Here is a 25,363-nt window from a genome sequence, read left to right as displayed (position 1 = left end):
CTCCGGTTTTAATTGATCTCCGGTTTTAATTGATCTCCGGTTTTAACTGATCTTTGAATTAGCCTTAATTTTTTAATTGATTTTCGTGGAACGGTCTATATAATACTGGGCCAGTTCATTACCCCACTCCAGGGCACCTGGAGTAAAACTCGTGATCTTCCGGTGATCGAATTCCCCTTCTTTTCCGAAGAGTTTCAGCATAAAGAAATTATCAGTAACCATGAAGGAAGAGGGCCTTATTTTGCCGGAGTATATATAAAGCGATACTTTATTTTCAAGCAATACATTAAATTCTTCGGTGAAGTCGTTTTTAAATCTTTTATACACTTTTTCATCGAGCATAAGGTGTACTTCAGCCCCGTTTTCCGCACAGGCAGCATGGATCGACGGGCAATCAGGACAGAAATAAGAGTAAAAGGATTTTATAGTTTTTGAATCATTTAGCTTGTCACGCAAATACCCTGGAAACTCGAAAAGGTGGTCAAGATCAGGTTCGTCCAGGTTACATTTTTCCAGCATATCAATTTTCTTAATCAGGTGTTCGGGAATAGGAGACCTGTCATGCTTTGACCAGTAGTCCTTGTTTCCGTCAAAAACGTCAAGAACAGCTTTAAGAGGGAGCATTCTCTCAACAATTACTGTTCCTATATCCGAAAGTTGGTAGATACTTCCCTTCTGCACTATCATATCCATATCTTTCAGTTTTTTAATCTGAGGCATTAGAGCACAGGAGTTTACATTAAGAACTTCTTTTATCTCGTTAATATCCATCGGCCCATTAGCTAACTGAACAAGAAGATTTTTTCTTTTTTCAGAGAAAAAAATCAGGTCTATAAGTGAACTCATGTTTATCAGCTTCCAATTACTCATATATTGTCTAAACCGGAACAAATTCGCCAGAATTTGCCCTAAAACCCACCACGATCATGGAGGCAGCATAGTTTCAGCCTTTAGTCAAGAGATGATGAAATAAAAAGCGTTTCATATCAACGATACATATCACGTTAATCAATATTAAAAGCAATTAAGATTTTATTCTTGCTTATTCGGGTCCTGCTCAGAGACATATATCCGTGTATCAATTGATAAAACTCTCTCGTCTTAAAAACGTGGAATAATTTTCAACCAGAACTAAATAAATATTGTGAGGATTATATTTAATTTCTGATAATATATAATGTATATTGTGGAGATCATATTTAAAGTATATTGAAAAGAGCGCTCTTTTATTGATTTGAGCGCTTTGTCATTCCCTGTGGATAAAATAGCTTTCAATTCGAGACCGCATTGGTTTTTATAAAGATATTATGAGGATATCTACACAAAACAACGAAAAGCCTTGATCATAGAATATTATAAATGCCATTGACCTGTAAGCAGGGTCAAGTTCTTCAAAACTCTGGATATTCAGGAATCTGGATACTCAGGAATCTGGATACTCAGGAATCTAGATACTCAAGACTCTGGATTGTATATATTAAATATGCAAGTCAAGCCTTCAAATTTTCAATACCCTTCAATATTTGATGACTTCTTTTTTTCTAGCCTGCGGAATTTTGTTATCCCCCTGGAATATTGAAAATACAATGTGTTGGAAAATTCAGGCAAGTATGAAATTTCAGGAAAAGCTTATTTTTAAAAGGAGAAAATATTGCACCTCAATAAAAAAACAGTGTCGGTTAAGCTATATACAATTGAGAGAATCTTTAATTATAGAGTCAAAAGGAATAACACCCTCTGGAGATAACCCCGAAAAAACGTTCTTAAACACTTGTGGCAATGTCTCCCCATTTTAGCCACCCTATAGAGACATTATCACTACCCAGAGAGTTATTCGGACTCTTGCTTAACTTATGGAAGGTGTAAAGGCATGAAATGTATGTTAATCGGAGGATTCTCGGGAAGCGGGAAAACCACACTGATAAGAAAACTTGTTGAACATTTGGGAAAACAGGGACAGAAAGTGGCAGTTATCGTTAACGAGATCGGAGAAATAGGGATCGATGGAGATACGATCTCGGAAGGGGAAGTTGAAACCAGGGAAATTACAAGTGACTGTGTCTACTGTCCCCTGAAAACCAGCATGGAATACACCTTGAGAAATATCATTGCATCTTACAATCCGGACACTATTATAATAGAACCCGCAGGAATAACTCCCCCTGGACAAATAAAAAGAAATATTGAAAATATGGGAATCCCGGGAATAACTTTTGCCCCGATAGTGAATCTTGTGGATGCTGCCCGCCTGAGTAAGGAGACCGAAGAGCTGCATAATTTCATGAAAAATCAGATAGGCGAGGCCGATATCCTGGGCATCAATAAAGTTGAACTTATAAACAACCGTGAAGAACTCCTGGAAATCTGCCTGTTCCTGCGCAAATTAAACCCCAGAGCAAGAATGATTCATTTTTCGGCCCTACAGGGAGGAGAAAATTTAGACAAATTGCTCGGACTGCTGGAAGTAACCAGTGGGAACAAAATAGCCCTGGGCAGAGAAAACTCGATTCAAATGTCGGGAGTTTCGGCCTATTCGTCCTAATTTGAAATCGCTTCACAGGAGATCTCCATCAAAACAGGGATTTCTGTTTCCGAATAGATTATGGAAAGCATAAAAAATAAGGCAGAAGAGCTAAACCCTGACTACATAGATCACCAAACCACATAAACGACCCAACCACATAAACAACCCTATCAGATAAACTACCCAACCACATAAACCACTCAATCACACAAACGACACAACCACATAAAAAACCCTATCAAATAAACCACTCAATAACACAAACCACCCTATCAAATAAACCACCCAACCACATAAGCCACTCAATAACACAACCCACCCTATCACACAAACGACACAACCACATAAAAAACCCTATCAAATAAACCATTCAATAACACAAACCACCCTATCAAATAAACCACCCAACCACATAAGCCACTCAATCACATAAACTACCCAACCAATAAACCACCAAACCACATAAACCACATTAAGCTTTCTTTCAGGCATCAGGAAAATCTTGTAAAGGGAAGTGTAACCTCTGCGCACAATCCCTAAAATAGAAGTCCTTAAAAAATGAAGAAAATCTCAATCAAGAGTAGCGGTATTTTCTGCGGTAACGCCATGCCCAAAAACGAACTTATTAAAGCTGTGGATGGCAATAAGCAGATGCCTGAAAGAAAGACAGCTTTCCTCCAAAATTTAAAATTTTTCCTTAATAGTCCACAAAAGCCGTCATCTTTTTTGGAATACTTTTTATGCTGTTTCTAAGCCTTTAGCTCTGCAACTCGATTGTTACAGCAGACCCGTTTTAACACATGAAAATGAATAATTCTTACATTGGAAACTTGATTATGAAAAATCAACCGTGTATTACTGGTAGATAACCAATTTTGCTATTTTCATAATATTTACATTAACTGATTCTCCCGTACAGACCCCAGTTTTTAACCATTTGTGACTTAAACCGACAATGGCTTCTATAGAACACTTAAGATATATGTTGTATGGAATACGCAATAACTATAGAGAATGTGGTGGCATCCACCACTCTGGCGGAAGATTTCGACCTGCTGAAGATAGAGGCCGGACTGGAGGGAGCAGAATATAACAAAGCTAAGTTCCCTGGCCTGGTCTACAGAACTGAGAACCCAAAGGCTGCTTTTCTGATTTTCACCTCCGGAAAAGTAGTATGTACCGGGGCTAAGACGGTCGAGAACGCTAAAATGGCCATAATCAATCTGGCTAAAATACTCAAGTCCATTGGCTGCGAGAAAATAAATTCAGAACCTGAGGTTTATATTCAAAACATTGTAGCAACTGCTGATTTGGAAACGAACCTGAACCTGAATACAATTGTCATAGCCTTTGGTATGGAGAACGTAGAATACGAGCCAGAGGTATTTCCAGGACTTGTTTACAGGCTTGAGTCTCCCAAGGTAGTAGTGCTCATATTCAGCTCTGGCAAACTGGTGATCACAGGCGGCAAATCTCCGGAGGATTGCGAGAAGGGCCTGCAGGTCATAAAGACAGAGTTTGATAACTTAGGGCTTATTTATTGAATCTTCTTAGAACTTAGAGCAGGAATAATCCATAATTCAACCTGGCAGGGAGAAGAAAATTCTAGGAGGAAGAATGTTTCCGGCGTGAAAGTTTCCGATTCAGGACGTTGCGGCATGGATGAAAGTAAAGAAGAAGGAAAAATGTTTCCGTTTCAGGACAGCCTTGACCTGACACACAAAAAGTATATATATTATAAAATGGTCATCGCCCCTGTCCGGAAGATAACCTCTTGGATAGAGAGGTAAGGTACTCTTTCAGCCATCTGGAGAAAACTGACCCCGGAGAAACAGCAGAATTTAAAACAGTCATAAAGACGCCTGCTTATTAAAAAATTAAAGACAGAGATGGAATAACCTTCCCGGAAAATAGTTTGCCTCTGTTTAAAAAAGAGTTGAAAAACGGCAAAAAATAAATCTGAATAAACTCCAGAGAATTAAAAGATCGGAGTTATGGAAACTCTTGCGCAAGTTCCCATCGAAAGTAAGAAATCAGGTAATTACTGAGGAGAACTAAACAGGAGATTCATTTCACTTGTGTACTTTCAAAAATATACTTTGATCACCATATTTTGCCTGTTTCAAATCTACAATAAAAAACAAATCTACTTGATAACCTCCTCGCTCAAAATAAAAACTTCCGTATCTTCACCCTCTGCAATAAAATCGCTTTGGAATTGAAAATAATCGACCAATAAATTTTGATCTCGTTGTTTAGATCAAAGAGAGCAAAAAAATACTTCTGTTTTACAAAATCATTTGCAGAGAAAATTGAGATGAGAATTATAAAATTATAGCGATTCAAAAATTAACATAGGTGAAGGTATATGCAATAAAATCTAACTGTGATCTGCAAGTGCATCCCGGAATACTAGGGAGTACACTTATCAGAATTAACTGGAAAAAATCCATAAGGGCCAGGAAATAGAAAATAAAAGATATCTGAACCTGGCAGCTTAAAAGCTTTCTGAAAAAAGCTTAAAAACGGGATAAAAAACGGGAAGTAACTCAAAAGTTATTTTCAGAAAGCTTGAAAAACAAGAGAACGGACTGAAATCCAGCTTCTGAATGAACAGTACACCACTCAAAGTTATTCAATCCCTCTCAATGGAAGGAATTCGATCTGGAGGTTTTCGAATTCCCTGCCATTATATTCAAGAAGCGTTTGGTAAAAAACGCTTAAACATTTCAGGGAGATGTGACTTGCAGAGTCAACGATCTGAGCAATCCGAGACTCTTTTGCTAAATGGAGGTTAAAATATGTTGGATTTGAAACTGGAAGATATCGACGGCATATTAGTACGCTACAACGTCGCCCTCGAAAAGGAAATGACCCCTGATGAAGCTGCAGAAGAGCTTTATCCAAAAGACGAACTCATCTATCCTGTTGCAAAAGCAATCTATGAGGGAGAAGAGGATGACGTAGTTGACGCACTCCAGGCTGCTATCGATGCAGGCAAGAAGCCAATCGCCCTTATCGATGATGCCCTGATGGTAGGAATGGGAGTTGTAACCCAGCTCTACGACGATGGTATCATTTTCCTCCCGAACGTTATGATGTCCGCTGATGCCATGCTGGCAGGTATCGACTTCTGTAAGAGCCAGACCACCGAAGTTCCCGAGCCAAAGGGCAAGGTTGTCTGCCATGTTGCAGAAGGAGACGTCCATGACATCGGAAAGAACATTGTTGCTGCCCTTCTGAGAGCAAATGGCTACGAGGTAATTGACCTTGGAAGAGATGTTCCTGTAGACGAAGTAATCGCTGCAGTCGAAAAAGAGAAGCCAATAATGCTCACAGGTACTGCTCTTATGACAACCACCATGTATGCATTCAAGGAAGTTAATGACAAGCTCCTTGAGAAGGGAATAAAGCTCCCATTCGCATGTGGTGGCGGTGCTGTGAACCAGGACTTCGTGTCTCAGTATGAACTTGGAGTTTATGGTGAAGAAGCTGCTGATGCCCCCAAGATTGCTGACGCAATCGTTGCAGGTACTACAGATATCACAGCATTAAGAGAGGAATTCCACAAACACTGAGGAGGGAGCAAAAATGGTAAAAAAATACACTTCAATGGCTTATGCTAACGCAGATGAACTGATTTTCGGGCAATCAAAATTCCCTGTAAAAGCAGGGCTTGGCCTTGAAATTGGTGCCGGTTACACGACTCCCGAAGTAAACTATGCCCCAAGGCCTGGAGCCGGCGCATCCAAAGAAAAACTCATAAAAGAGTATGAAAGGATCACCACTGACATTATGGCAAGGATGGTCCAGATAGGAGCTCCCTCTGTTGTACTTGAAACTGAACACGTTCAGCAGATGTCCAACAATCCCTCCTGGGGAGGAGCTGTTGCACATGCCCAGAAGACCATCATGGAAGAATACCATGACGAATACGGCATAAAGTGTGCACTTCGCCACACAATTGGTGACATTCGTGAAGACCGTGACTACCTCCAGCTCAGAGGAGACAAGTACAGCACCTTTATGGAAGCTTTTGAAGAAGCTGCCAACAATGGTGCAGACCTGCTCGCAGTTGAGTCAATGGGTGGTAAGGAAGTCTTCGACTATTCTATTCTGAGAAACGACACTGCAGGTATCCTCTTCGGAATTGGTGTACTTGGCAGCATGGACATGGAAATGGTCTGGTCCGACATTGCAGACGTTGCAAAGAAGACAGGAACTGTAGCCTCAGGTGACACAGACTGTGCCCAGGCAAACACTGCAATGTTCATTGCAGGCGGTCTGCTTGACAAGAACCTTGCCCACACAACTGCAATTGTTGCAAGGGCAATCTCTGCAGCAAGATCCCTCTGTGCATATGAAGCCGGTGCAGTAGGCCCTGGAAAGGACTGTGGTTATGAGAACAGCATCATAAAGGCCATTGCAGGTGTACCAATTACTCAGGAAGGTAAGACCTCAACCTGTGCCCACTCTGACCTGATGGGTAACATTGTCATGCAGTGCTGTGACCTCTGGTCCAACGAGTCCGTTGAGTACCACGGTGAATTCGGCGGTACAACTGTTCAGTGCTGGTCCGAGACCCTTGCATACGACTGTTCCATGATGAACGTCGCCCTTAAGACCGGAAAAGCAAAGGACCTCAGAGACATTCTCGTGCTCTCTGACAAATACAGAGACCCGCAGGGCTATGTGATTGCTTACGACAACGCCTACAAGGTAGGACAGGCAATCGCAAAGGATGGAGAGAACAACTACCTCCGTTCAAAGAACGCAGCAATCGAATGTTGCAACATCGTCGAAGAAGGCGTCAGCTCTGGCAAGCTCAGACTCACAAGGTTCGAAACCAATGCTCTTGCAAAGGTTAAGGCCGACCTCGAAGCCCTCACTGACGATGCTGACAAGTTCATGAGCGACAACCTGACCAAGTTCAAGCAAGAAGTTGCAGTTTTCAAACCAGAAAACTACGGGCTCTAAGCCCTAAACTTCTTTTTTAACTTTTTTAAAAGTATGGCTTCAGGTGAAACCATGAGCGAAAACGTAGGAACTGCTACTGTAATAGTTGACAAGACTGCAAATGCTGCCCCTCTGGGCTTTACCGGCCTTGGCCTTGCCGCAGTTCTGTTAAGTCTAAGCTACATAGGGATATATCCTGTGGAATCGATGATTGTCTCCATGGCAATATTTCTGGGTGGGTTTGCCCAGGTTTTTGCAGGAATTATGTCCTGGAAAAAAGGAGATATTTTTGCAGGGACTGCATTCTCTGCTTTCGGCCTGTTCTGGTTCTCACTGGCCGGATTGCTTGTAATGCCTGCAATCGGCTGGGCTGAGGCTTCGTCCGGAACTGCTATGGCCGCGTATCTCTTTATCTGGGGTGTATATACCTTTGTTATGCTGGTCGCTACTATGAGAATAGGAGTCCGTGCACTTCAGTTTGTCTTTGTTACATTATTTTTGCTATTTATGTTGCTTGCTGTTGTAAACGCAACCGGTAGTACAGGGTTGCTTATAGTAGCTGGCTATGTAGGACTTGTTATGGGTCTTGGAGCTCTTTATACAGCTCTTGGCATGGTAATGAACGAGGTCCACGGAAAAACCGTAATCCCACTCTAATAGTAAAATAATCAGCATTCATTGAGTAAAACTCTCGAGTACCTGGGAAAAGACCTGCACCAACCTCAATAAACATAAAAAAAGTCTAAAATTGCAGGAAAAAACAGAAAAACAGCTAAAAACGACTCTTCAGGTAAGCACAGGTATTAAACCTGTGTTTACCAATCCTCCCAAAAGTATTGAATGAGTGGCTAAACTCTGTATTGTGACCGCGTTATAAAAACACAGGCACTCGAGGGCTTATTCAATTTAAAAAATCGTTTTCGTTTTTGTTTTTACCGTAAGCCTTTTAAAAAAAGGCTTGGGCAAAAACCTCAGCACTAATTGAAGTTGAGTATCTTATCTCCGAACCCTATCAGCGTGATTAAACGGTGCAACAGTTGTGGCACAAACCTTTTCAAAAAACGTTTGATTGAAAACCTTTTCAAAAAATGGTTGATCGAAAACGAGGCAACGTTTGAGCTAGAAAGAAGATTGGAAAAACTAATTAACGGTGAACTTCGAATGCAAGCGGATAAAAAGCTTGACAAAACCCACAACAAAATCCGCAATAGATCTTATACAGGGCTTGCTTTGAGTTTGATACTGACACTTTTCAAGCTGCTAGCCGGGATTTTGGGAAATAGTACTTTGCTTCTTGCCGATGCAGTTCGCTCCTTCTCCGAATTCACCGATGAATGTATAAAACTCCTGGATTTTTCAATTGGAAGTAAACCTGGAGATGAAAGCCATAACTACGGACATGGAAAAATCACAACCCTCTGCATGGGAGCAGAAGCTTTTATTCTTCTTTTTGCAAGTTTTCATATGATTTCCCTGAGTTCTGGGGAAATGCTCATGTTTTTGCAGGGCAAAGAGCCCGAAACTCCTGAAATTATTGCACTTTATGCAGCAATCTCAGCCTTTATATTAAGAAATATTATGGCGGTTCTGACAGAAAATCCTGAATTACAGGCTAAAGAGGATTTTTCAAAAGCTCATATCCCTGTAAAAGGCTTATCAATTATTCCAGTAAAACGCTTGTTAACAATTCCAATAAAAGACGTATTAATATCCTGCATTGTTATTTTAGGGATAGGATGCACATTTCTGCCTGGAAAAAGCTTTGATATAGCTGATTCTTTCGCTGCTCTTCTTTTAAGCCTCTATCTCCTTGGAACTTCAGGAAGCCTTCTCTACAGGATTGCAAATGAGCTGATAGAAGCTTCCCTTGATGAGGAAAATAACCTCAGAATCAGAGAGATTATAAACAAAACCGAAAACGTCACGGGTTCAGGAGAACTTAAAACTCGCAGAATAGGAAAGGGTATAGCAATCAACGCCATCGTGAATGTGAATAACTCCCTAAGTGTCCTGGAAGCTGCAGAGATAGCAAATCTCGTAGAAGAGAGGCTGAAAGCAGCTTTTACAGAAGACACATACATACTAATAAAGATCGAGCCCGTACCAGGAAAGAACCAGAATTTCAAAAGCAAAAGTAGAGCCTCTAATGAGAAGAAAGGTGAAAAGGCAAGTTTATTTTAACAAAAGATATATGATATTCTTCAAATAACATGTCCAAAAAATGAAAGTGTTTGAGAGGACTTTCATGCCAAATAAACATAGAAAAAATAAAATAATATGGTAATAATGGTGTGAAAAACCCAATATGAAAACCGAAAGTTAGGAAAACAGCAAACCCATCGCTTTAATTCTAGCGGGTATCTATTTAGCTACTACAAGATTTAACAGATATCCAGGTTTTGCGTATATGGGTATAAATTGACACCTAATTTAGAGAGCTCTGAATCTTATCGCTTGCTAAAGAAAGCTTAATTACCTGAATTAAAAATGGCCTGAATTAAAAATGGCCTGAATTTAAAGTGGTCTGGATTAAAAAATTGTCTGAAAATCCTGGAAGTTAGATCTAACTCTCAAAAGAGGTTAAAAATGCACTTCAGTCTTGGAATCGACGCAGGGGGCACTTATACTGATGCCGTTATCATTAGAGATTCAGACGGATCTGTGATAGAATCCAGTAAAGCGCTAACTACATACCCCGATCCCCTACCTGGAATGAAAAACGCTATTGATGCGCTGACCCCGGAGTATCTTAAAGACATTAAACTGGTATCTGTATCTACAACCCTGTCTACAAATACCATATTGGAAAGCACTGGGTTTCCGGTAGGGCTAATCATGATAGGGGATTATGTGATTCCTGAGAAACTTCCTACGGACTACTGGGTAGCGGTCTCTGGTGGGCATAACAGTGACGGAGAAGAACTGAAGGCTCTTGACCTTGACTCAGTAGAAGAATTTGCCCTCAAGGTAAAAGATAAGGTTTCGGCTTTTGCAGTTTCTTCATATTTCAGTAACCGCAATCCGGAACATGAGCTTGCTGTCAAAAAAGCCGTAAAGGGACTTACAGGGCACCCTGTGGTTTGCGGGCACGAACTTTCACAGGACCTTGGAGCCTATGAAAGGGCTATAACTGCGTTTCTTAACGCCCAGTTAATTCCTATTACTCACAAGTTTATCCAGGCAATAGTTAAGGAGTTCGAAATCCGGGGTATAAATGCTAACCTGCTGATGCTGAAATGTGACGGATCAGTGGTGGGAATAGAAGAAGCCCTGGAAAAGCCCATTGAGACAATATTTTCAGGGCCTGCCGCAAGCCTTGTTGGAGCATCTCATCTGAGCAAGCTCGAGACCTGTGCTATGATCGACGTTGGCGGCACGAGCACGGATGTAGCCATGATGGAGAACGGGCTTCCCCAACTCAGCAATATGGGTGCCGTTGTCGGAGGCTGGCAAACCCGCGTAAAAGCAATTCGTATGGAAACCTCTGCAACAGGAGGAGACAGCCATATCTGGGTAAAAGGCGACAGAACTTATATCGGCCCGCGTCGGGTAATTCCACTCTGCCGGGCTTCGGTTATATATCCCGGTTTCAGGGAAAAACTGAAATCGAACAGAGTTGCAAAAGGGTATCTCTGCGAGAGTATTCAGGTAACAAAATTTTATGTCAGGACCGGCTTCAATCCTATCGAATTGAAGGCAGGAGAGAGGGAAATATACAGGCACATCGGAAAAGAGCCTGTTTCCTTCGGTGACCTGCTCATAGCCCTGAAAAAACGTCCATCACCGGCCATTCTGGACTCATTAGTCCAGAAAAGGTTAATCCAGGCAATAGGTTTTACGCCTACCGATGCCCTTCATGTGCTCGGAGAATATACCGAATGGGATGTAGAGGCTGCAACAATCGGAGCTTCCATGCTTGGAAGGATAGTTAAGCAGAGCCCAGAAAATTTCAGCGCGGAAGCAAAACGCAGGGTCGCGCGAAATATTGCCGAAGATCTTATTGCTTATCTTATAGAAGGAATGCCTAGAAACGAGATCGACAGGGTTCTTCTCGGAAGAAACTTTACCCGTTTCAGAGTTGAAATTCCTGTGGTGCTTCTAGGAGGACCTGTAAAGGCATATGTTGAGGACCTCAAAAACCTGATTAATGCTGACTTTCTAGTTCCAGAGCACGCTGAGGTTGGAAATGCTGTCGGTGCTCTTGTCGGGAAAGGAATTAAAAGGGTAGAGATTCTTATAAAAACAAAAGTTATCAAGTCTCTTGAAGGAGAGGCTAAGAATATAGATAACGAAGCTCATGAGAAGTGTACTGCAGAAGATACCTTGCCGTATCAGACTAAAAACGAGTTCATTGTCTTTTCCCCATCTGAAAGAAAGAAATTTGAAAGCTATAGTGAAGCCGTTGAATTCGCAGAAAAGCTTGGAAGACAGCTTGTTATGGACTACATGGTGAGTGCAGGACTTCAAAAGGAGAATATAAAAATAGACGTAAGCCGGAAGCATCTAGCTCCGAGCGGCTGGACTGATGTGCCCCTGGAAACAAAACTTGTTTTCGTAGGAATAGGAATCCCAAAAACTACGATTATAGCTTGAGAGGATAAGGATAAATTAGGATATCAGCAGCCGGATATTATAAACAGAGATATATATCTTGAGAATAATTTTATAAATCCGGATAAAAAAGATGTATACAGCTAAAAAAAGACCTTAATTTGTAATATAAAGTAAAAATGGGGCTGTTTTGACATGCAATATAGTCTGGGTATTGACGCAGGCGGAACCTACACCGATGCTGTAATATTAAGAGATTCGGATAGCCGGATCCTTGATACCAGCAAGGCAATTACTACCTATCCGGACCTTATGGCCGGAATTCGAAATGCAATTGATAAACTGAATCCGGAGTATCTCAGCAAAGTAAAGCTGGTATCGGTTTCCACAACCCTGTCAACAAATACCATTCTCGAAAAAACAGGGTATCCTGTTGGTCTGATCCTGGTAGGGAACTATACCGTCCCAAAAAAACTTCCAGCAGACTACTGTATTATTGTAAAAGGAGGACATGACAGCAATGGAGATGAACTGCAGCCTCTGGACCTTGCTGCCGTAGAACAATTTGCAGTAAGCCTGAAAAAGAAAGTCTCCGCGTTTGCAGTATCTTCGTACTTCAGCACAAGAAACCCGGAACATGAGCTTAAAGTAAAGGAGATAGTCCTTAAATTGACAGGGCATCCTGTGGTCTGCGGATATGAATTATCTCAGGAGCTGGGAGCTTACGAACGGGCAGCCACAGCCGTATTAAACGCCCAGCTAATTCCAATAACCTACCAGTTTATCCATTCCATCACTGCCGAAATAAAGAAAAGAAACCTTGATGCGAAAATCCTTATGCTGAAATGTGACGGCTCGGTTATAGATATAAAAGGCACAAAACTGCGTCCCATTGAAACCATATTCTCAGGCCCTGCTGCAAGTATTAAGGGAGCTTCTTACCTCTCAGGACTGGACACATGTGCCGTAATTGATGTGGGAGGGACAAGTACGGATGTCTCCATAATAAAAAATGGAGTCCCTGAGCTTTGTGAAAAAGGAGCAGTTGTAGGAGGCTGGCAAACCCGCGTAAAAGCAATAAGAATGGAGAGCTCAGCAAACGGGGGAGATAGCCATGTGTGGTTTAAGAAATGCATCAGGATAGGTCCGAAAAGGGTTATGCCTCTTTGCGTTGCTGCTGTACGGTATCCAAACTTTAAAGAGAAACTTGAAAAGAACCCTGTGCCCCTGAGAACCATGCTCAGTGAACATACTCAGCCCACAAAATTTTTCGTTAGTACTGGAGTAGCCCCTATTAGTCCTACAGAAAGCGAAAAAAAGTTACTTGAGATTGTAAAAGACGAGCCTCTTTCTATCTACGGAATTTTAAATAAAATGAAGCGGTTCCCCTCTCCAGAAGTCCTTGATTCATTGATTCAACAGCGTGCAATCCAGGCCATAGGCTTCACACCGACTGATGCCCTGCACGTACTTGGGGAATATACCGAATGGGATGTGGAAGCTGCCCAGATTGGAGCCAAAAAACTTTCGCGTTTTACTCAAATGGGAGTTCATGCTTTTTGCAAAAAGATAAAGCAGCAGATTGCAAAAAATATGGTTTACAGCCTTATGTCTTTTATCATGGAAGGCAGGGGAAAAGAAGGGATAAAGAAAATGCTGGAGGAAGACGTTCCTGTCCAGTACAAATTTAATATTCCCATAGTCCTGCTCGGAGGCCCTGTAAAGGCTTATTATGAAGAGATTAAGGGCCTCATAGATGCAGAGGTTATAGTTCCTGACAAGGCCAGCGTAGGAAATGCAGTTGGAGCTCTAGTAGGAAAAGGAATTAAAAGAATTGAGATAATTATAAGACCATCTTCAATGGAAAATCCGGACCAAAATTTCCTGGTATTTACCCCTGAAGGAAGGAAGAAATTCGAGCAATATGGTATGGCGATAGAATATTCCCATAAAACCGGTGAAGAACTTATTCTGGATTCAATGAAAGATTTTGGACTTCCAGAAGGGTCAATAAAAATAAGCACAAGTCTGGAATACCTTTCTCCACCTGGCTGGAAACATACCCCAATGGAGACAAAAATGACTTTTGTAGGAGTCTGTAACCCTGAGATTTTGACAAATTAGAGATAAAATTATATATATTGTATTTTTTATATATAAAAGTCAATTTAAAAGCCGGAGAAATGCTCAATTTGAAAACGAAAAGCCAGAGAACCAGCCTGCTGGAAAGAAAGATCGGCTACAACTGCAAGTTACTGAATAACAGGAAGTAAGAGAACATGGATTCTTCACTTATTGATCTTGTTTTCCGCTCCGATAAGAGAAAAAACCTTCTTATATTGCTGGATAGCGGCTCAAAAAATATTGACGAAATCAAGACCACACTGGATGTTACAGCCACCTCGATCCTTCCCCAGATAAAGAAACTGATAGATCATGATCTTATTGTCCAGGAAGACAAAATGTATAAACTCACAGTCCTGGGAGAGTTCATAATCAAGAAGATAAAACCCCTGATAAGTGCTCTTGATGTAATTGAGAAAAACAATTCATATTGGACAGGTCACGATCTGAACGGAATTCCCCGTCACCTGCTGGAACGTATATCCGAACTGGGAGACTGTACATTTATAGAGCCAGACCTTAACCATATATATGAACCATCTCAAGAAATAATAGACAGCATGGCCAATGCAAGGCATGCTTCGACTTTTGCTTCCTATTTCAACCCCGCTTATCTCCCCCTGTACGTTGAGCTTGGTAGAAAAGATGCCGAACTTTCCTTGAATTTTAATCAATCTGTCTGGGACCACCTATCAAACGAACACTCAAATATGATAAATGAATTAATGGGCATGGATAATGTAAGCCTGTATGTTTCCAAAGAAGGAATAAAGCTTACTGAGATTACCGTGACTGATAGGACAATGATGCTGGGTCTTTTTGATAAAAAAGGGAAATTCGACCAGCAGTTCATTATAAGCTCCGAACCCAGCGCCCTTTTATGGGGTCAGGAACTGTTCGATTATTTCAAAAGGCTTTCCAGACAGGTAAACAAGATATGAAAGGATACAGACTTATAACCTATATAATCTCTATCTACTTCCAAATGGACTACTGTATAAAGAAATAATAACAGATGCCGTCTAAAAGGATTGCCGTATAGAAGTTTTTAGAGAACTTATCAAAAATTAATAAAAAGTAATTATATTTACAAGTAATATTATGATATTATGATACATAAAATTATGATATTATGATACATGAAATTATGATGTTATGATACACGAAATTATGATGTTGTGATACATGAAATTATGATGTTRTGATACAYGAAATTATGATGTTGTGATACATGAAATTATGATGTTGTGATACATGAAATTATGATGTTGTGATACATGAAATTATGATGTTGTGATACATGAAATTATGATGTTGTGATACACGAAATTATGATGTTATAATACACGAAATTATGATGTTGTGATACACGAAATTATAATGTTATGATACATGAAATTATGATATCATGGCACAAAAAATGGTAATTTTCTTTATATACAAGGTATAAATCTCAAAAACCTTCAAGTATAAACCCCAAAGGAAACCAAAAACCCCACACCTGAAGATTCTTTATCCTATGAAAAACTACAATGGCAAGGATAAAGACAGAAAGTTCAGAATATTTTAGTATAGAGATATATATGATGTCACATATAATAGGATGAGACCTAAGAGAGGGAATCAGATGGATTCATCACTACTGGATGTTCTCTTTCTTTCAGAAAAAAGGAAAAACCTACTTTTACTGCTTCTGGACGGACCAAAGAACATCGAAGAAATCAAAAATACACTTGATGTCCGTTCGAGCCCAATAATGACCCAGATAAAGATACTGATGAAGCAGGACCTTATTGTTGAGAGTAACAGGCTCTATAAACTTTCCAGTATCGGAGAGATTCTGGTTCCGAAGATGAAAACAATTCTTGAAACATTCAACGTCTTTGATAAAAACCACGATTACTGGATAAATCAGGATATGACATCAATTCCTCCTGAGTTTCTCGATGAGATCGGAAAGCTTGGAAACTATATTGAAGTAAACCCTGACCGAAACCATGTGTTTGAATATCCAAAAGAAGTTGTAAAACACCTGTCCGAATCCGATAAAGTGAGGATTTCATCTTCCTTTTTCCTGCCCATCTATCCGTCCCTGTGCATAGAACTTGCCGCAAAGGGCACGGACATAACCCTGGTGTTTACAGAATACGTTTATGATAGAATGCTCAATGACTACAAGAAGGAACTTGAACATTTCCTGAACCTGAAACATACCAAACTCTATGTCTGCAATAATAATAATATGAAAATTGCTTCAAGCATAGTCACGGAAAAGTTCATGGCACTCTCCCTCTTCTGTAACAGTGGAATTTACTATAATCATAACCTGGTAAGTTTTGATGAAAGTGCGCTTAAATGGGGAAAAGATCTTTTCAATCACTACAAAAGGATAGCAAGACCTATAACCAAAGTGTGAAAATTTTTATAAGTTTTCCAAATTTCTATAAGTTTTCCAAATTTCTATAAATTTTTCAATCCTGAGCCTTCAACCAGTTTGGAGTAAAAAGAAAAAAGCAAGAAAAAAGCCAGGTTTAGGAGAAGTACCTTCCCCCTTCTGGAAAAAAGATTCAATAAAGAATACAGGGCAAGGAAGCAGAAATTTCAGTTCACCCTTATCGTAGCGTTCATTCCAGGAAGATCCTTGACAATAAAGTGGTAGATTCCGATTTCATTAAAGGTATACGTGAAAGGTACCCTGTATAAAAGTTTTTCATCAGGAAACAGCTTTTCCTCACTAACAAGCACGTAATTACCCTGTCTCTTGTCGCTCCACCAAGAAACAGTATCTCCTTTTGAGAGTTCCAGTTCAGAAGGCCGTATCACACCATACTTTTCAAGACGGACAATGTGGTCTTCTCCGAGTTTTGAAGTCGTGTTATTTTCCGACTGTAAGGCAGACTCGGCTTCAGGTACCGAAGAATTAGAATCGTCAGGCACCGATTCATTGCTCTCAGTACAACCTGAGGCAAATAAGAATATTAACCCCATAAGTAAAATCAGACTATTTCTCTTCATAAATATCCCTCTTTTTCATTTAATAGTATAAGTTCAGATCATATTCATTATCTTTTTGATCTGACAGAAAAAAGCAAAAACAAAAATGTAATTCCTGAAACAAAGAAGCAGAAGACAGGAAATGAATCAAAGCAGGGAGTAAATCAGAGACAAGAAGCGAAGCGTAGAAAGGAAAGAAATCAGAGACAAGAAGCGAAGCGTAGAAAGGAAAGAAATCAGAGACAAGAAGCGAAGCGTAGAAAGGAAAGAAATCAGAGACAAGAAAGAGAAGGGCACAAAGTAGGGAGAAAAACAGAAGAAAGTGATAAATCGAAAAAAATACGAACGGAACCGAAGCAAAGAAGGAATCAAGAAGAGTAAAAATAAAATCCGGTAAAAAAACCGAACGGAACCGAAGCAAAGAAAAAAAATCAAGAAGAGTAAAATGAAATCCGATAAAAAACTGAAGGAAAAAGATCAAATAAAAAAAATCGAAAATAAAAAAATTTACGTCCCGACTGAGACTTGAACTCAGGTCTAAGGCTCCGCAGGCCTCAAGGATATCCACTACCCTATCGGGACACAAGCGAGCAACACTGATAAGCACATTCAAGGATATAAACTTTATTCCTCAAAGAGACGACAGTATCTCAAATTTGTTGTAAATTTGAAGTCAGGTTTTGAGTACTATGAACAAAATTGATCTTCCGAGTTGGAATTTTCTACCCAGTAACTTATTTAGACTTATGATTTTACCGAAAAATTGGCACACTACCCAAGAGGCTTAACATCTAATTTGTAGCTCTAACCCTGGCCTGAAAGTTGGGGAAAAAATCCCGTTTCTCCGACATCACTACCAATAAAGATTAAATGCAACAAGTTCGTTTTTATAATTTATGTCAATGACTATAGGACTTGCAGGAAAACCCAATGCGGGAAAATCCACTTTTTTCAAAGCTGCTACACTTGCAGACGTTGAAATTGCAAATTATCCTTTTACAACTATTAATGCTAATCATGGAGTTACTTATGTGCGGGTTGAATGCCCCTGCAAAGAAAAGGAAAAGAGATGCGGAAAGTGTGTGGATGGGGTAAGGCTCGTCCCGATTGATATAATTGACGTTGCCGGACTTGTCCCTGATGCGTACAAAGGGAGGGGACTTGGAAATACTTTTCTGGATGAACTCAGGCAGGCTCAGGCAATTGTTCATGTAGTAGACGCCTCAGGCGGGACTGACGCCGAGGGCAACCCTGTAGATATCGGAGATCATGACCCTCTTGAAGACGTAGCTTTCCTGAATAGGGAAATCACAATGTGGCTTTATGGCATTCTGGAAAGAAACTGGGTCAAGCTTGCCAGAAAAATCCAGGCCGAAGGGCTCAAGCTAGAAGCAGTAATTGCAGAACAGCTTGCCGGAGCAGGAATAAGAGAATCCCATGTGAATGCAGCTTTGATAGAAACAGGGCTTGCAAGACTGGACCACATTAAATGGAGCGAAGAAGATATGATCCGGCTCTGTGATGCAATGAGAGAGATCAGCAAGCCTCTGCTTATCGCCGCAAATAAAGCCGACGTCGCCTCAAGAGAAAACCTGGACAGGCTTAAAGACCTTGATAGAATAGTAATCCCTGTAAGCGCAGCAGCCGAACTGGCACTTAAATCTGCAGCAAAAAATGAGCTTATTAAATACAGTCCCGGAGACAGGAAATTCGAGGTGCTTGGTGAAAACCTTACAAAAGCTCAGAAAAAAGGGCTCGAAGCTATTCATAAAGTGATTGAGAGACTTGGCGGTACCGGCGTCCAGGAGTGCATAAACAGGACTGTCTTCGAGCTTCTGGACCTTATTGTTGTATACCCCGTAGAAGATGAAGGAAAATGGTCCGATAAGAGTGGGAATATCCTTCCTGATGCTTACCTTATGAAAAGAGGCTCTACCTGTCATGATCTTGCTTACCAGATCCATACTGAAATAGGGGATCGATTTTTATATGCAGTAGATGCAAGGACAAGGCTCAGGCTTGGGGAAAAGCACGAACTGAAAAACGGCGATGTAATCAAGATCGTATCCACTGCAAAGTAAACAAACCCAATGATAGACATAATAAATCTGAAAAAGCTGTCATCCGGAAAAGATCATTAGGAAAAGGTCATTCAGAAAAGGTTATCTGGAAAAGGTCATTCGGAACATGCCTGGGAAGAATTATGAAGTTGGGATTAACAATAGAAAAGATGAAATAGTGGATTGCTTTAGCTTGTCAGGGAGGATATTAATCAGATGGATTTACTTTCTTTTGCATATCCGGTCTATGAGAGGTACCTGACCTGGCAAATAGCCAGGGAATTTTCAAATATTCCCAGGCATGTAGCAATCATACTCAAGGAAACTGACCTTTTTGACCCCGAAGGAATCGATAGGCTCATATCCACACTTAATATTTTTAGAAAATTCAAGGTCAAAATTGTGAGTGTCTATGTAGACATCCTGAATACTGACCCGGCTTTAAAAGCCGAAGTCTCATCAACTCTCAAAGCAAAGCTGGAAAAGGTCTTTTCTAACCTTCCTGCCTGTACAGGTTATAGAATCTATGGCGTTGACGGAGAGGTAAATAACACTGCTCCTGGAAATGATTTTCTTGTTTATGTCTCACTGGGATTTGGGGGAAGAGATGAAATTACGAAGGCTGTACTGACTATCCTTGCCGAAGTTAAAGAAGGAACTGTTAGGCCTGAAGAGGTGGACGAAAAAATGATCGAATCTCATCTCCTCGTCCACCACGAGCCTGATATCATGATCCGTTCGGGAGGGCAGAACCTTTCGGACTTCCTGGTGTGGCAGTCAGTCTATTCAGAACTTTATTTTACAGATGTTAACTGGAGAGATGTACGAAAGGTCGATCTGTTGAGAGCTATGAGGGACTTTCAGAAAAGAAAGAGAAGATACGGAAGGTGAGCTGACTGGAATTTGGACAAAAGCACAAAAATTTGCGCTATTCAGTGATTGTGTGCCCCAAATGCCGACAGCATGCCCAGATCACAGAAACAGGAAAAAAAACCCTGAAATGCCAGCATTGCGGCGCTCTCCTGCAAACCCGAAAACTCAGGGTATTCCACTTTTCCGAAGATCTCGAAGACGCAGTGCTTTTTCGAACTCACCTTCAAGCTGAAATCTCCGGAAAAGCCAACGAAAACTTTTCACTAACCTTATCACCCAAAGAATCTGACCCTTCAATCTCCAAAACTGAAACCCCTGTAAAAAAACTTAAATTTCCAGAAAAAAGCCTTTCCAATTCGCCCCCTATAAAAAAAGATCCAAAATCAATTCTTATCGATATTCTGGACACCGCCGGCGGAAAAATAGAAAAAGAGGACCTTCGACAGAAAGCCCTCGAAAAAGGAATAACTCAGGAAAAATTCGAGACAATCCTCAAAAACCTCCTGGAAACAGGAGAACTTTATTCCCCCCAACCAGGAATTATAAAAATTGTATGAGGATATAACTAAAAACAACCACCTTCATATAACCCAGCGTAACTTAACCCCCCTAATTCTATAGTTGCGCCGGTTGATCAAACCGTAACAACGTTTTCGATCAAACCTTTTCAAAAAAGGTTTGCGATCAAGCCTTTTCAAAAAAGGTTTGCAGTCAAGCCTTTTCAAAAAGGCTGCAGGTAAATCAGCCCTTTTCAGCAAATTGAAAAACAATTTATCTTACCCATAATTCAGCCCTCTTGAGCGAAGCGAAAAGGACTCCGTCCTCCCGAGCCGGGACTCGGGAGACGGAACTAGGGAGATAAAATATATTACTACGAAAAGATTTACTATAATTGAATATAAATAAGAACTAAATCGGTTTTGGGGAAGCCAGGAGAGAACAGGCTTTACTCAGAGCTGAGATAAAAATTATAGAATCTTGCCAAACGCGCATGAAATTCTTCTAATCACAGGCACAAAGAAATGAAAGTACTTGGAAGAACTTTCATGCCAAAATCAAAGGCAATTCATTTTTCTCGTAAAGTATAACGGTGTTAAACATGATGGATCCGCAAATTGAGCGAAAACTCATTGAAATTATGAGGGTAATTCACGAAAGTGACAAACCTATAGGTGCCCGGGCAATAGCTGATGAACTTAATAACCGGGGCTATGATATAGGAGAGCGAGCGGTCCGTTACCATCTTAGGATCCTGGATGAAAGAGGATTTACAAGCAAACACGGATATGCAGGGCGTACACTTACCGAGCTTGGAGAGAGGGAGATGAGCGACGCCCTCATCGCAGACCGGTTTGGTTTTGTAATATCCCGGATAGAAGAAATGGCGTTTAGAACCACGTATAATCCTGAAACCAATGATGGAGTAGTTCCTGTAAATATATCATACTTTGATAAGGACGATTTAGAGACTGTTATTGAGGTGGTTTCATATACTGCACACGAAGGGTATATGATAAGCCCTAGAGTAAAGATTATTGAAGAAGATGAAGAACTGATTTCCCTACCCCCTGGAAAAATAGGAATAGCTACGGTTTGCAGCGTCGCTTTTGATGGTCTCCTTCTAAAAGCTGGGATCCCTGTGGAACCTGCTTACGGTGGAATTCTTCAGATAGAAAATCAAAAACCTGCACGGTTTTCAGATTTGATTTCCTACAGTGGAACCTCAATTGATCCTATACAAATTTTCATGAGCAGAAAGACCACTTCTGTCCTTGACGTGCTTGAAAAAGGGGAAGGTAAAATCCTTGCCAATATGCGGCAGATTAATTGTTCAGCTTATGACAGAGCTAGAGAAGTTCTCAAAACAGTAGAAAAAGTCGGCCTTGCGGGTTATTTCCCTCCGGGAGAAATTGATGAAACTTTATTTGGGGCTCCCGTTGAAACCGGAAAGTACGGGATTGCAATAGTAGGAGGCATTAATGGTATCTGCGCCCTTGAAGAGACCGGAATTAAAATGAAGACAAATCCTGTTTCTACTGTTATGGAATATAAAACCATGACAGAAATCTGAGGAATCACAATGTTCAGGCTTACTGTCATTTATGACAACAAAGCCGGTCAGGGTTTTACAGAAAGCTGGGGTTTTGCAGCTCTTATTGAAACAAATCGCGAAATCCTTCTTTTTGACACCGGATGGGATGGCCCTCTCCTCCTGGAACATATGAAGAGGCTCAACATTGACCCAGCTGGCATCGGAAAAATAATTATCTCCCACCAGCACTGGGACCATATAGGAGGCCTTCCGGAGGTCCTTCAGGCAAATCCCGGGCCTGAGGTCTATGTTCCTGCTTCTTTTTCGGAGAATCTTAAAAGAGAAATTAAGAACAGAGCGACTCTTATTGAAATAAAAGAGCCTGTAGAAATCTCTCATGGTATCAGGAGTACAGGGGAACTTGGAGATAAGGTAAAGGAGCAGGCTCTTATTCTGGATACGGGAAACGGATCTTATGTACTTACAGGCTGTGCTCACCCTGGGCTTGCCGCAATTCTGGATACTGCCAAACGTTACGGAAAAGTAAAGGGAATTATCGGGGGGCTTCACGATAACGAGGAGTTTGAAAGACTTAGAGGGATGGAACTCATAGCAGCAGGGCATTGTACCGCTCATAGAGAAAAAATAAAAGAGATTTTTCCGGCAGAATTTGTCGAAATCGAAGTCGGTCTGCGCATGGACCTGGAATAAATAAAAATATTCGGTTATGTAGAAATCCTAGTAAAGAAAGAATATTCAATTGTTTAAACTGAATTATCTGAGATACTTTTATACATTCATTTTCAGATCCAGTTAGAGCTATTTAGATCGATTTCTGCAAAGCCAGATATCCTAAACAAATTAAAAACTTCTATTCTAAAAATTTTACTTTATAGCCCTGTATTTGAAATAGATTTTATAAAAATTCTGGATTTTAACATCTTAATTTTAAAGAATATAAATTACAGAAAATTAATAAAGAATCTATAGTTAGAAATAGAATGTCCTCTAAAGAGAATACAGGATTTGGTGGGAAATAACGGAAGGTGGGAAAAGATGCTGAAATTATTCGGCTCTTGACGTTTTTCCGGCCATTTACAGTGAAGTTTGAATGAATTTACTTTCAAGCATTATTTCATTTAAATGAACAAAAGTAGAGGGGAACCATATTAAAAATGAAATAAAGGGAGAAAATGTTGATGCTAAAAATAGAGGATCTGACTGTAGAGGTAAACGGAAAAATTTTGCTTCATGACGTGAACCTCGAAGTCAAAAAAGGATATACCAATGTGCTTTTTGGGCCAAATGGAGCCGGAAAGTCAGCTCTGATGAGAACGATCATGGGCTTCAGCGAATACAGAGTTATAAAAGGCAGAATTCTGTTTAACGGAAAAGATATTACCGGGATGCCGGTAGATGAACGAGCCCGCCTTGGCCTGGGAATTATGATGCAGCGCCCTCCAGATATGTCCGGAATTAAATTGAGGGATCTTGTAAAGGTATTATCGAAAGGAACTAAAAATCCGGAGGTCCTTGTTGAAGATCTGGATATGAAGCGCTTTATGGACAGAGATGTGAATGTGGGCTTTTCGGGAGGAGAAATCAAACGTTCAGAACTTCTTCAGCTTGCAACCCAGAACCCAAGCCTTTACCTGCTTGACGAGCCGGAATCCGGAGTGGACCTCGTAAGCATAGAACAGGTAGGGATAACAATAAAGGAACTACTTGAAGAAGGACTGAACTGTCCTGGGGAAGGCTGCAAGAAAGGTAAATCTGCCCTTATAATTACCCATACCGGCCAGATTCTGGATTATGTAAATGCAGATAGAGGGTATATCCTTTGCAATGGAACGGTTATGTGTTCAGGAAATCCCCTGAAAATGCTGGAAGAAATAAAGAGCAGAGGGTATGAGGAGTGTATAAAATGCAGACTGATGAAGTGAACCTGAAAAAGCGCGCTGAAAGCGCAGTCGAGAAAAAGGCAGCTTTTGGAGAAGATATAGAGCTGGAAAAATTTGAGGAAGGTTCCCGGATTAGCAAGCCTATAGACGACCTCCAGACCCTTGACGAAGAAAGCAAAAGAACCCTGCTCCAGGTAGGAGTCGTGCCTAGCGAAGAAGGCCGATCTGGCAGTCTGCTGGTGCTTGATAATGCAGTATCGCATTCTTCCCTGAAAGATGAAAATGTAGAACTTATGTCCACCCAGAAAGCCCTGGAAAAATACGACTGGCTTAAAGATTACTCATGGAAACTTGTGTCTGTTGACACCGACAAATACACCGCAAAAACTTACCTTGAAAATGCGGACGGATACTTTATCCGGGTACCTGCTGGCAAGAAATCCTCAATGCCTGTCCAGACCTGCCTTATGCTGAACAGCAAAAAGGCGTATCAGACCGTACATAATATCATAATTGTTGAGGAAGGCGCCAGCCTTGACATAATTACAGGCTGCACAGCTAAAAAGGGAGTGGAAGAAGGGCTGCACCTGGGAATTTCCGAGATGTACGTAAAAAAAGGCGCTACTCTGAATTTCACAATGATCCACAACTGGGCCGAGCAGATAGGAGTCAGGCCAAGGACGGTAGTTAATGTGGAAGAAGGTGGAACTTACGTAAGCAATTATATCTGCCTGAAACCTGTCCGTACCGTCCAGACCTATCCAACTGTCAAACTTGAGGGAGAAGGAGCAGTTACCAGGTTGAATACTATAGCTATTGCCCACTCCGGTTCTGAACTGGATCTAGGAAGCAAGGCGATATTCAATGCGCCTGGCACGAAGGCTGAGCTTATATCGAGGACTATTACAATCGGCGGAAGAATAATTGCAAGAGGAGAAATGATAGGCAATGCAAAGGGAGCAAAAGGGCACCTTGAATGCAAAGGGCTTGTCCTTACCGATAAAGGAAGCCAGCTTGCAATCCCCATCCTTGAAGCAAACGTCGATGATATAGAACTTACTCACGAAGCCGCAGTTGGAAAAATTGCTAAAGACCAGGTAGAGTATCTTATGGCCAGAGGCCTTACCGAAGATGAAGCTGTAGGTATGATCGTACGCGGGTTCCTGGACGTAGGAATACGTGGAATTCCGGAGGAACTGAAAAAAGAAATAGAAAACACGATTACACAGACAGCCTTTGGAATGTAATTCAAAATGAATATAATCTGAACAGAATCCAAAACAGATAGGATTTAAGATAATAAAGCTTGAAAAGTAATCTCGGATAAGTGGAAATAAGGAGTATGAAA

20 protein-coding genes and 1 tRNA gene are annotated in these 25,363 nt (G+C 40.8%); 18 read left to right on the top strand and 3 right to left on the bottom strand.

The annotated features are described in order from the left end of the window. Positions 1–72: 72 nt before the first annotated feature. Entirely contained in the window at positions 73–846 is a 774-nt protein-coding gene (locus tag FXW07_RS09510; RefSeq protein ID WP_229395221.1) for a winged helix-turn-helix domain-containing protein, read from the bottom strand. A gap of 1,024 nt (positions 847–1,870) precedes the next feature. Here FXW07_RS09510 and FXW07_RS09505 point away from each other — a divergent pair. From FXW07_RS09505 to FXW07_RS09460, 11 genes are all read left to right on the top strand, one after another. Beyond that, positions 1,871–2,542 (top strand): GTP-binding protein, encoded by a 672-nt coding sequence (locus FXW07_RS09505; protein WP_229395220.1) that lies wholly within the window; start codon positions 1,871–1,873, stop codon positions 2,540–2,542. Positions 2,543–3,513: 971 nt separating this feature from the next. Next, positions 3,514–4,068: a TATA-box-binding protein gene (locus FXW07_RS09500; protein ID WP_048116969.1), complete on the top strand. Its 555-nt coding sequence runs from the start codon at positions 3,514–3,516 to the stop codon at positions 4,066–4,068. Positions 4,069–4,182: 114 nt separating this feature from the next. After that, positions 4,183–4,314 carry a hypothetical protein gene (locus FXW07_RS19305; protein ID WP_255679019.1) on the top strand — a complete coding sequence of 44 codons (132 nt, stop codon included), beginning with the start codon at positions 4,183–4,185 and terminating at the stop codon, positions 4,312–4,314. Positions 4,315–5,325: 1,011 nt separating this feature from the next. Further along, on the top strand, positions 5,326–6,102 hold the full coding sequence (gene mtaC / locus FXW07_RS09495) for a methanol--corrinoid protein MtaC (RefSeq protein WP_229395219.1): 777 nt from the start codon (positions 5,326–5,328) through the stop codon (positions 6,100–6,102). A gap of 13 nt (positions 6,103–6,115) precedes the next feature. Next, positions 6,116–7,501, top strand: coding sequence for a methanol--corrinoid protein co-methyltransferase MtaB (gene mtaB, locus FXW07_RS09490; RefSeq protein ID WP_229395218.1), 1,386 nt, complete (start codon positions 6,116–6,118; stop codon positions 7,499–7,501). A 51-nt stretch (positions 7,502–7,552) separates the two neighbouring features. Further along, positions 7,553–8,137, top strand: coding sequence for a GPR1/FUN34/YaaH family transporter (locus tag FXW07_RS09485; protein ID WP_048116955.1), 585 nt, complete (start codon positions 7,553–7,555; stop codon positions 8,135–8,137). A 504-nt stretch (positions 8,138–8,641) separates the two neighbouring features. Then, positions 8,642–9,661 (top strand): cation diffusion facilitator family transporter, encoded by a 1,020-nt coding sequence (locus tag FXW07_RS09480; protein ID WP_229395217.1) that lies wholly within the window; start codon positions 8,642–8,644, stop codon positions 9,659–9,661. Between the two features lie 405 nt (positions 9,662–10,066). Continuing rightward, positions 10,067–12,073 (top strand): hydantoinase/oxoprolinase family protein, encoded by a 2,007-nt coding sequence (locus FXW07_RS09475; protein WP_229395216.1) that lies wholly within the window; start codon positions 10,067–10,069, stop codon positions 12,071–12,073. A 153-nt stretch (positions 12,074–12,226) separates the two neighbouring features. Next, on the top strand, positions 12,227–14,155 hold the full coding sequence (locus FXW07_RS09470) for a hydantoinase/oxoprolinase family protein (RefSeq protein ID WP_229395215.1): 1,929 nt from the start codon (positions 12,227–12,229) through the stop codon (positions 14,153–14,155). A 155-nt stretch (positions 14,156–14,310) separates the two neighbouring features. Next, positions 14,311–15,096: a winged helix-turn-helix domain-containing protein gene (locus tag FXW07_RS09465; protein ID WP_229395214.1), complete on the top strand. Its 786-nt coding sequence runs from the start codon at positions 14,311–14,313 to the stop codon at positions 15,094–15,096. A gap of 686 nt (positions 15,097–15,782) precedes the next feature. Then, positions 15,783–16,571, top strand: coding sequence for a winged helix-turn-helix domain-containing protein (locus FXW07_RS09460; RefSeq protein WP_048116946.1), 789 nt, complete (start codon positions 15,783–15,785; stop codon positions 16,569–16,571). Positions 16,572–16,756: 185 nt separating this feature from the next. On the opposite strand, the gene FXW07_RS09455 is transcribed toward FXW07_RS09460, so the two are convergent. Both FXW07_RS09455 and FXW07_RS09450 read right to left on the bottom strand, forming a co-directional pair. Further along, complete coding sequence (locus FXW07_RS09455) at positions 16,757–17,170, bottom strand: cell surface lipoprotein (protein WP_229395213.1); 414 nt, start codon at positions 17,168–17,170, stop codon at positions 16,757–16,759. A 489-nt stretch (positions 17,171–17,659) separates the two neighbouring features. Continuing rightward, positions 17,660–17,731, bottom strand: a tRNA-Arg gene (locus tag FXW07_RS09450). A 314-nt stretch (positions 17,732–18,045) separates the two neighbouring features. On the opposite strand from FXW07_RS09450, the gene FXW07_RS09445 reads away from it, so the two are divergent. The 7 genes from FXW07_RS09445 (at position 18,046) to FXW07_RS09415 (ending at position 25,262) form a co-directional block, all read left to right on the top strand. Then, positions 18,046–19,230, top strand: coding sequence for a redox-regulated ATPase YchF (locus FXW07_RS09445; RefSeq protein ID WP_229395212.1), 1,185 nt, complete (start codon positions 18,046–18,048; stop codon positions 19,228–19,230). A 195-nt stretch (positions 19,231–19,425) separates the two neighbouring features. After that, positions 19,426–20,100 carry an undecaprenyl diphosphate synthase family protein gene (locus FXW07_RS09440; protein ID WP_048116937.1) on the top strand — a complete coding sequence of 225 codons (675 nt, stop codon included), beginning with the start codon at positions 19,426–19,428 and terminating at the stop codon, positions 20,098–20,100. Between the two features lie 44 nt (positions 20,101–20,144). Continuing rightward, positions 20,145–20,639, top strand: coding sequence for a hypothetical protein (locus FXW07_RS09435; protein WP_229395211.1), 495 nt, complete (start codon positions 20,145–20,147; stop codon positions 20,637–20,639). A 542-nt stretch (positions 20,640–21,181) separates the two neighbouring features. Continuing rightward, entirely contained in the window at positions 21,182–22,153 is a 972-nt protein-coding gene (locus tag FXW07_RS09430) for a DUF128 domain-containing protein (RefSeq protein ID WP_048116928.1), read from the top strand. Between the two features lie 9 nt (positions 22,154–22,162). Continuing rightward, complete coding sequence (locus FXW07_RS09425) at positions 22,163–22,825, top strand: MBL fold metallo-hydrolase (protein ID WP_229395210.1); 663 nt, start codon at positions 22,163–22,165, stop codon at positions 22,823–22,825. A 488-nt stretch (positions 22,826–23,313) separates the two neighbouring features. Next, positions 23,314–24,057: an ABC transporter ATP-binding protein gene (locus tag FXW07_RS09420; RefSeq protein WP_229395209.1), complete on the top strand. Its 744-nt coding sequence runs from the start codon at positions 23,314–23,316 to the stop codon at positions 24,055–24,057. Further along, positions 24,039–25,262 carry a SufD family Fe-S cluster assembly protein gene (locus FXW07_RS09415; protein WP_229395208.1) on the top strand — a complete coding sequence of 408 codons (1,224 nt, stop codon included), beginning with the start codon at positions 24,039–24,041 and terminating at the stop codon, positions 25,260–25,262. Before FXW07_RS09420 ends, FXW07_RS09415 begins: the two co-directional genes overlap by 19 nt. The last annotated feature ends 101 nt before the right edge of the window (positions 25,263–25,363 follow it).

Origin of the sequence: Methanosarcina sp. DH1 (assembly GCF_020804205.1) — an archaeon.
Classification (GTDB): domain Archaea; phylum Halobacteriota; class Methanosarcinia; order Methanosarcinales; family Methanosarcinaceae; genus Methanosarcina; species Methanosarcina vacuolata.
This window is presented reverse-complemented; position numbering and strand designations above follow the sequence as displayed.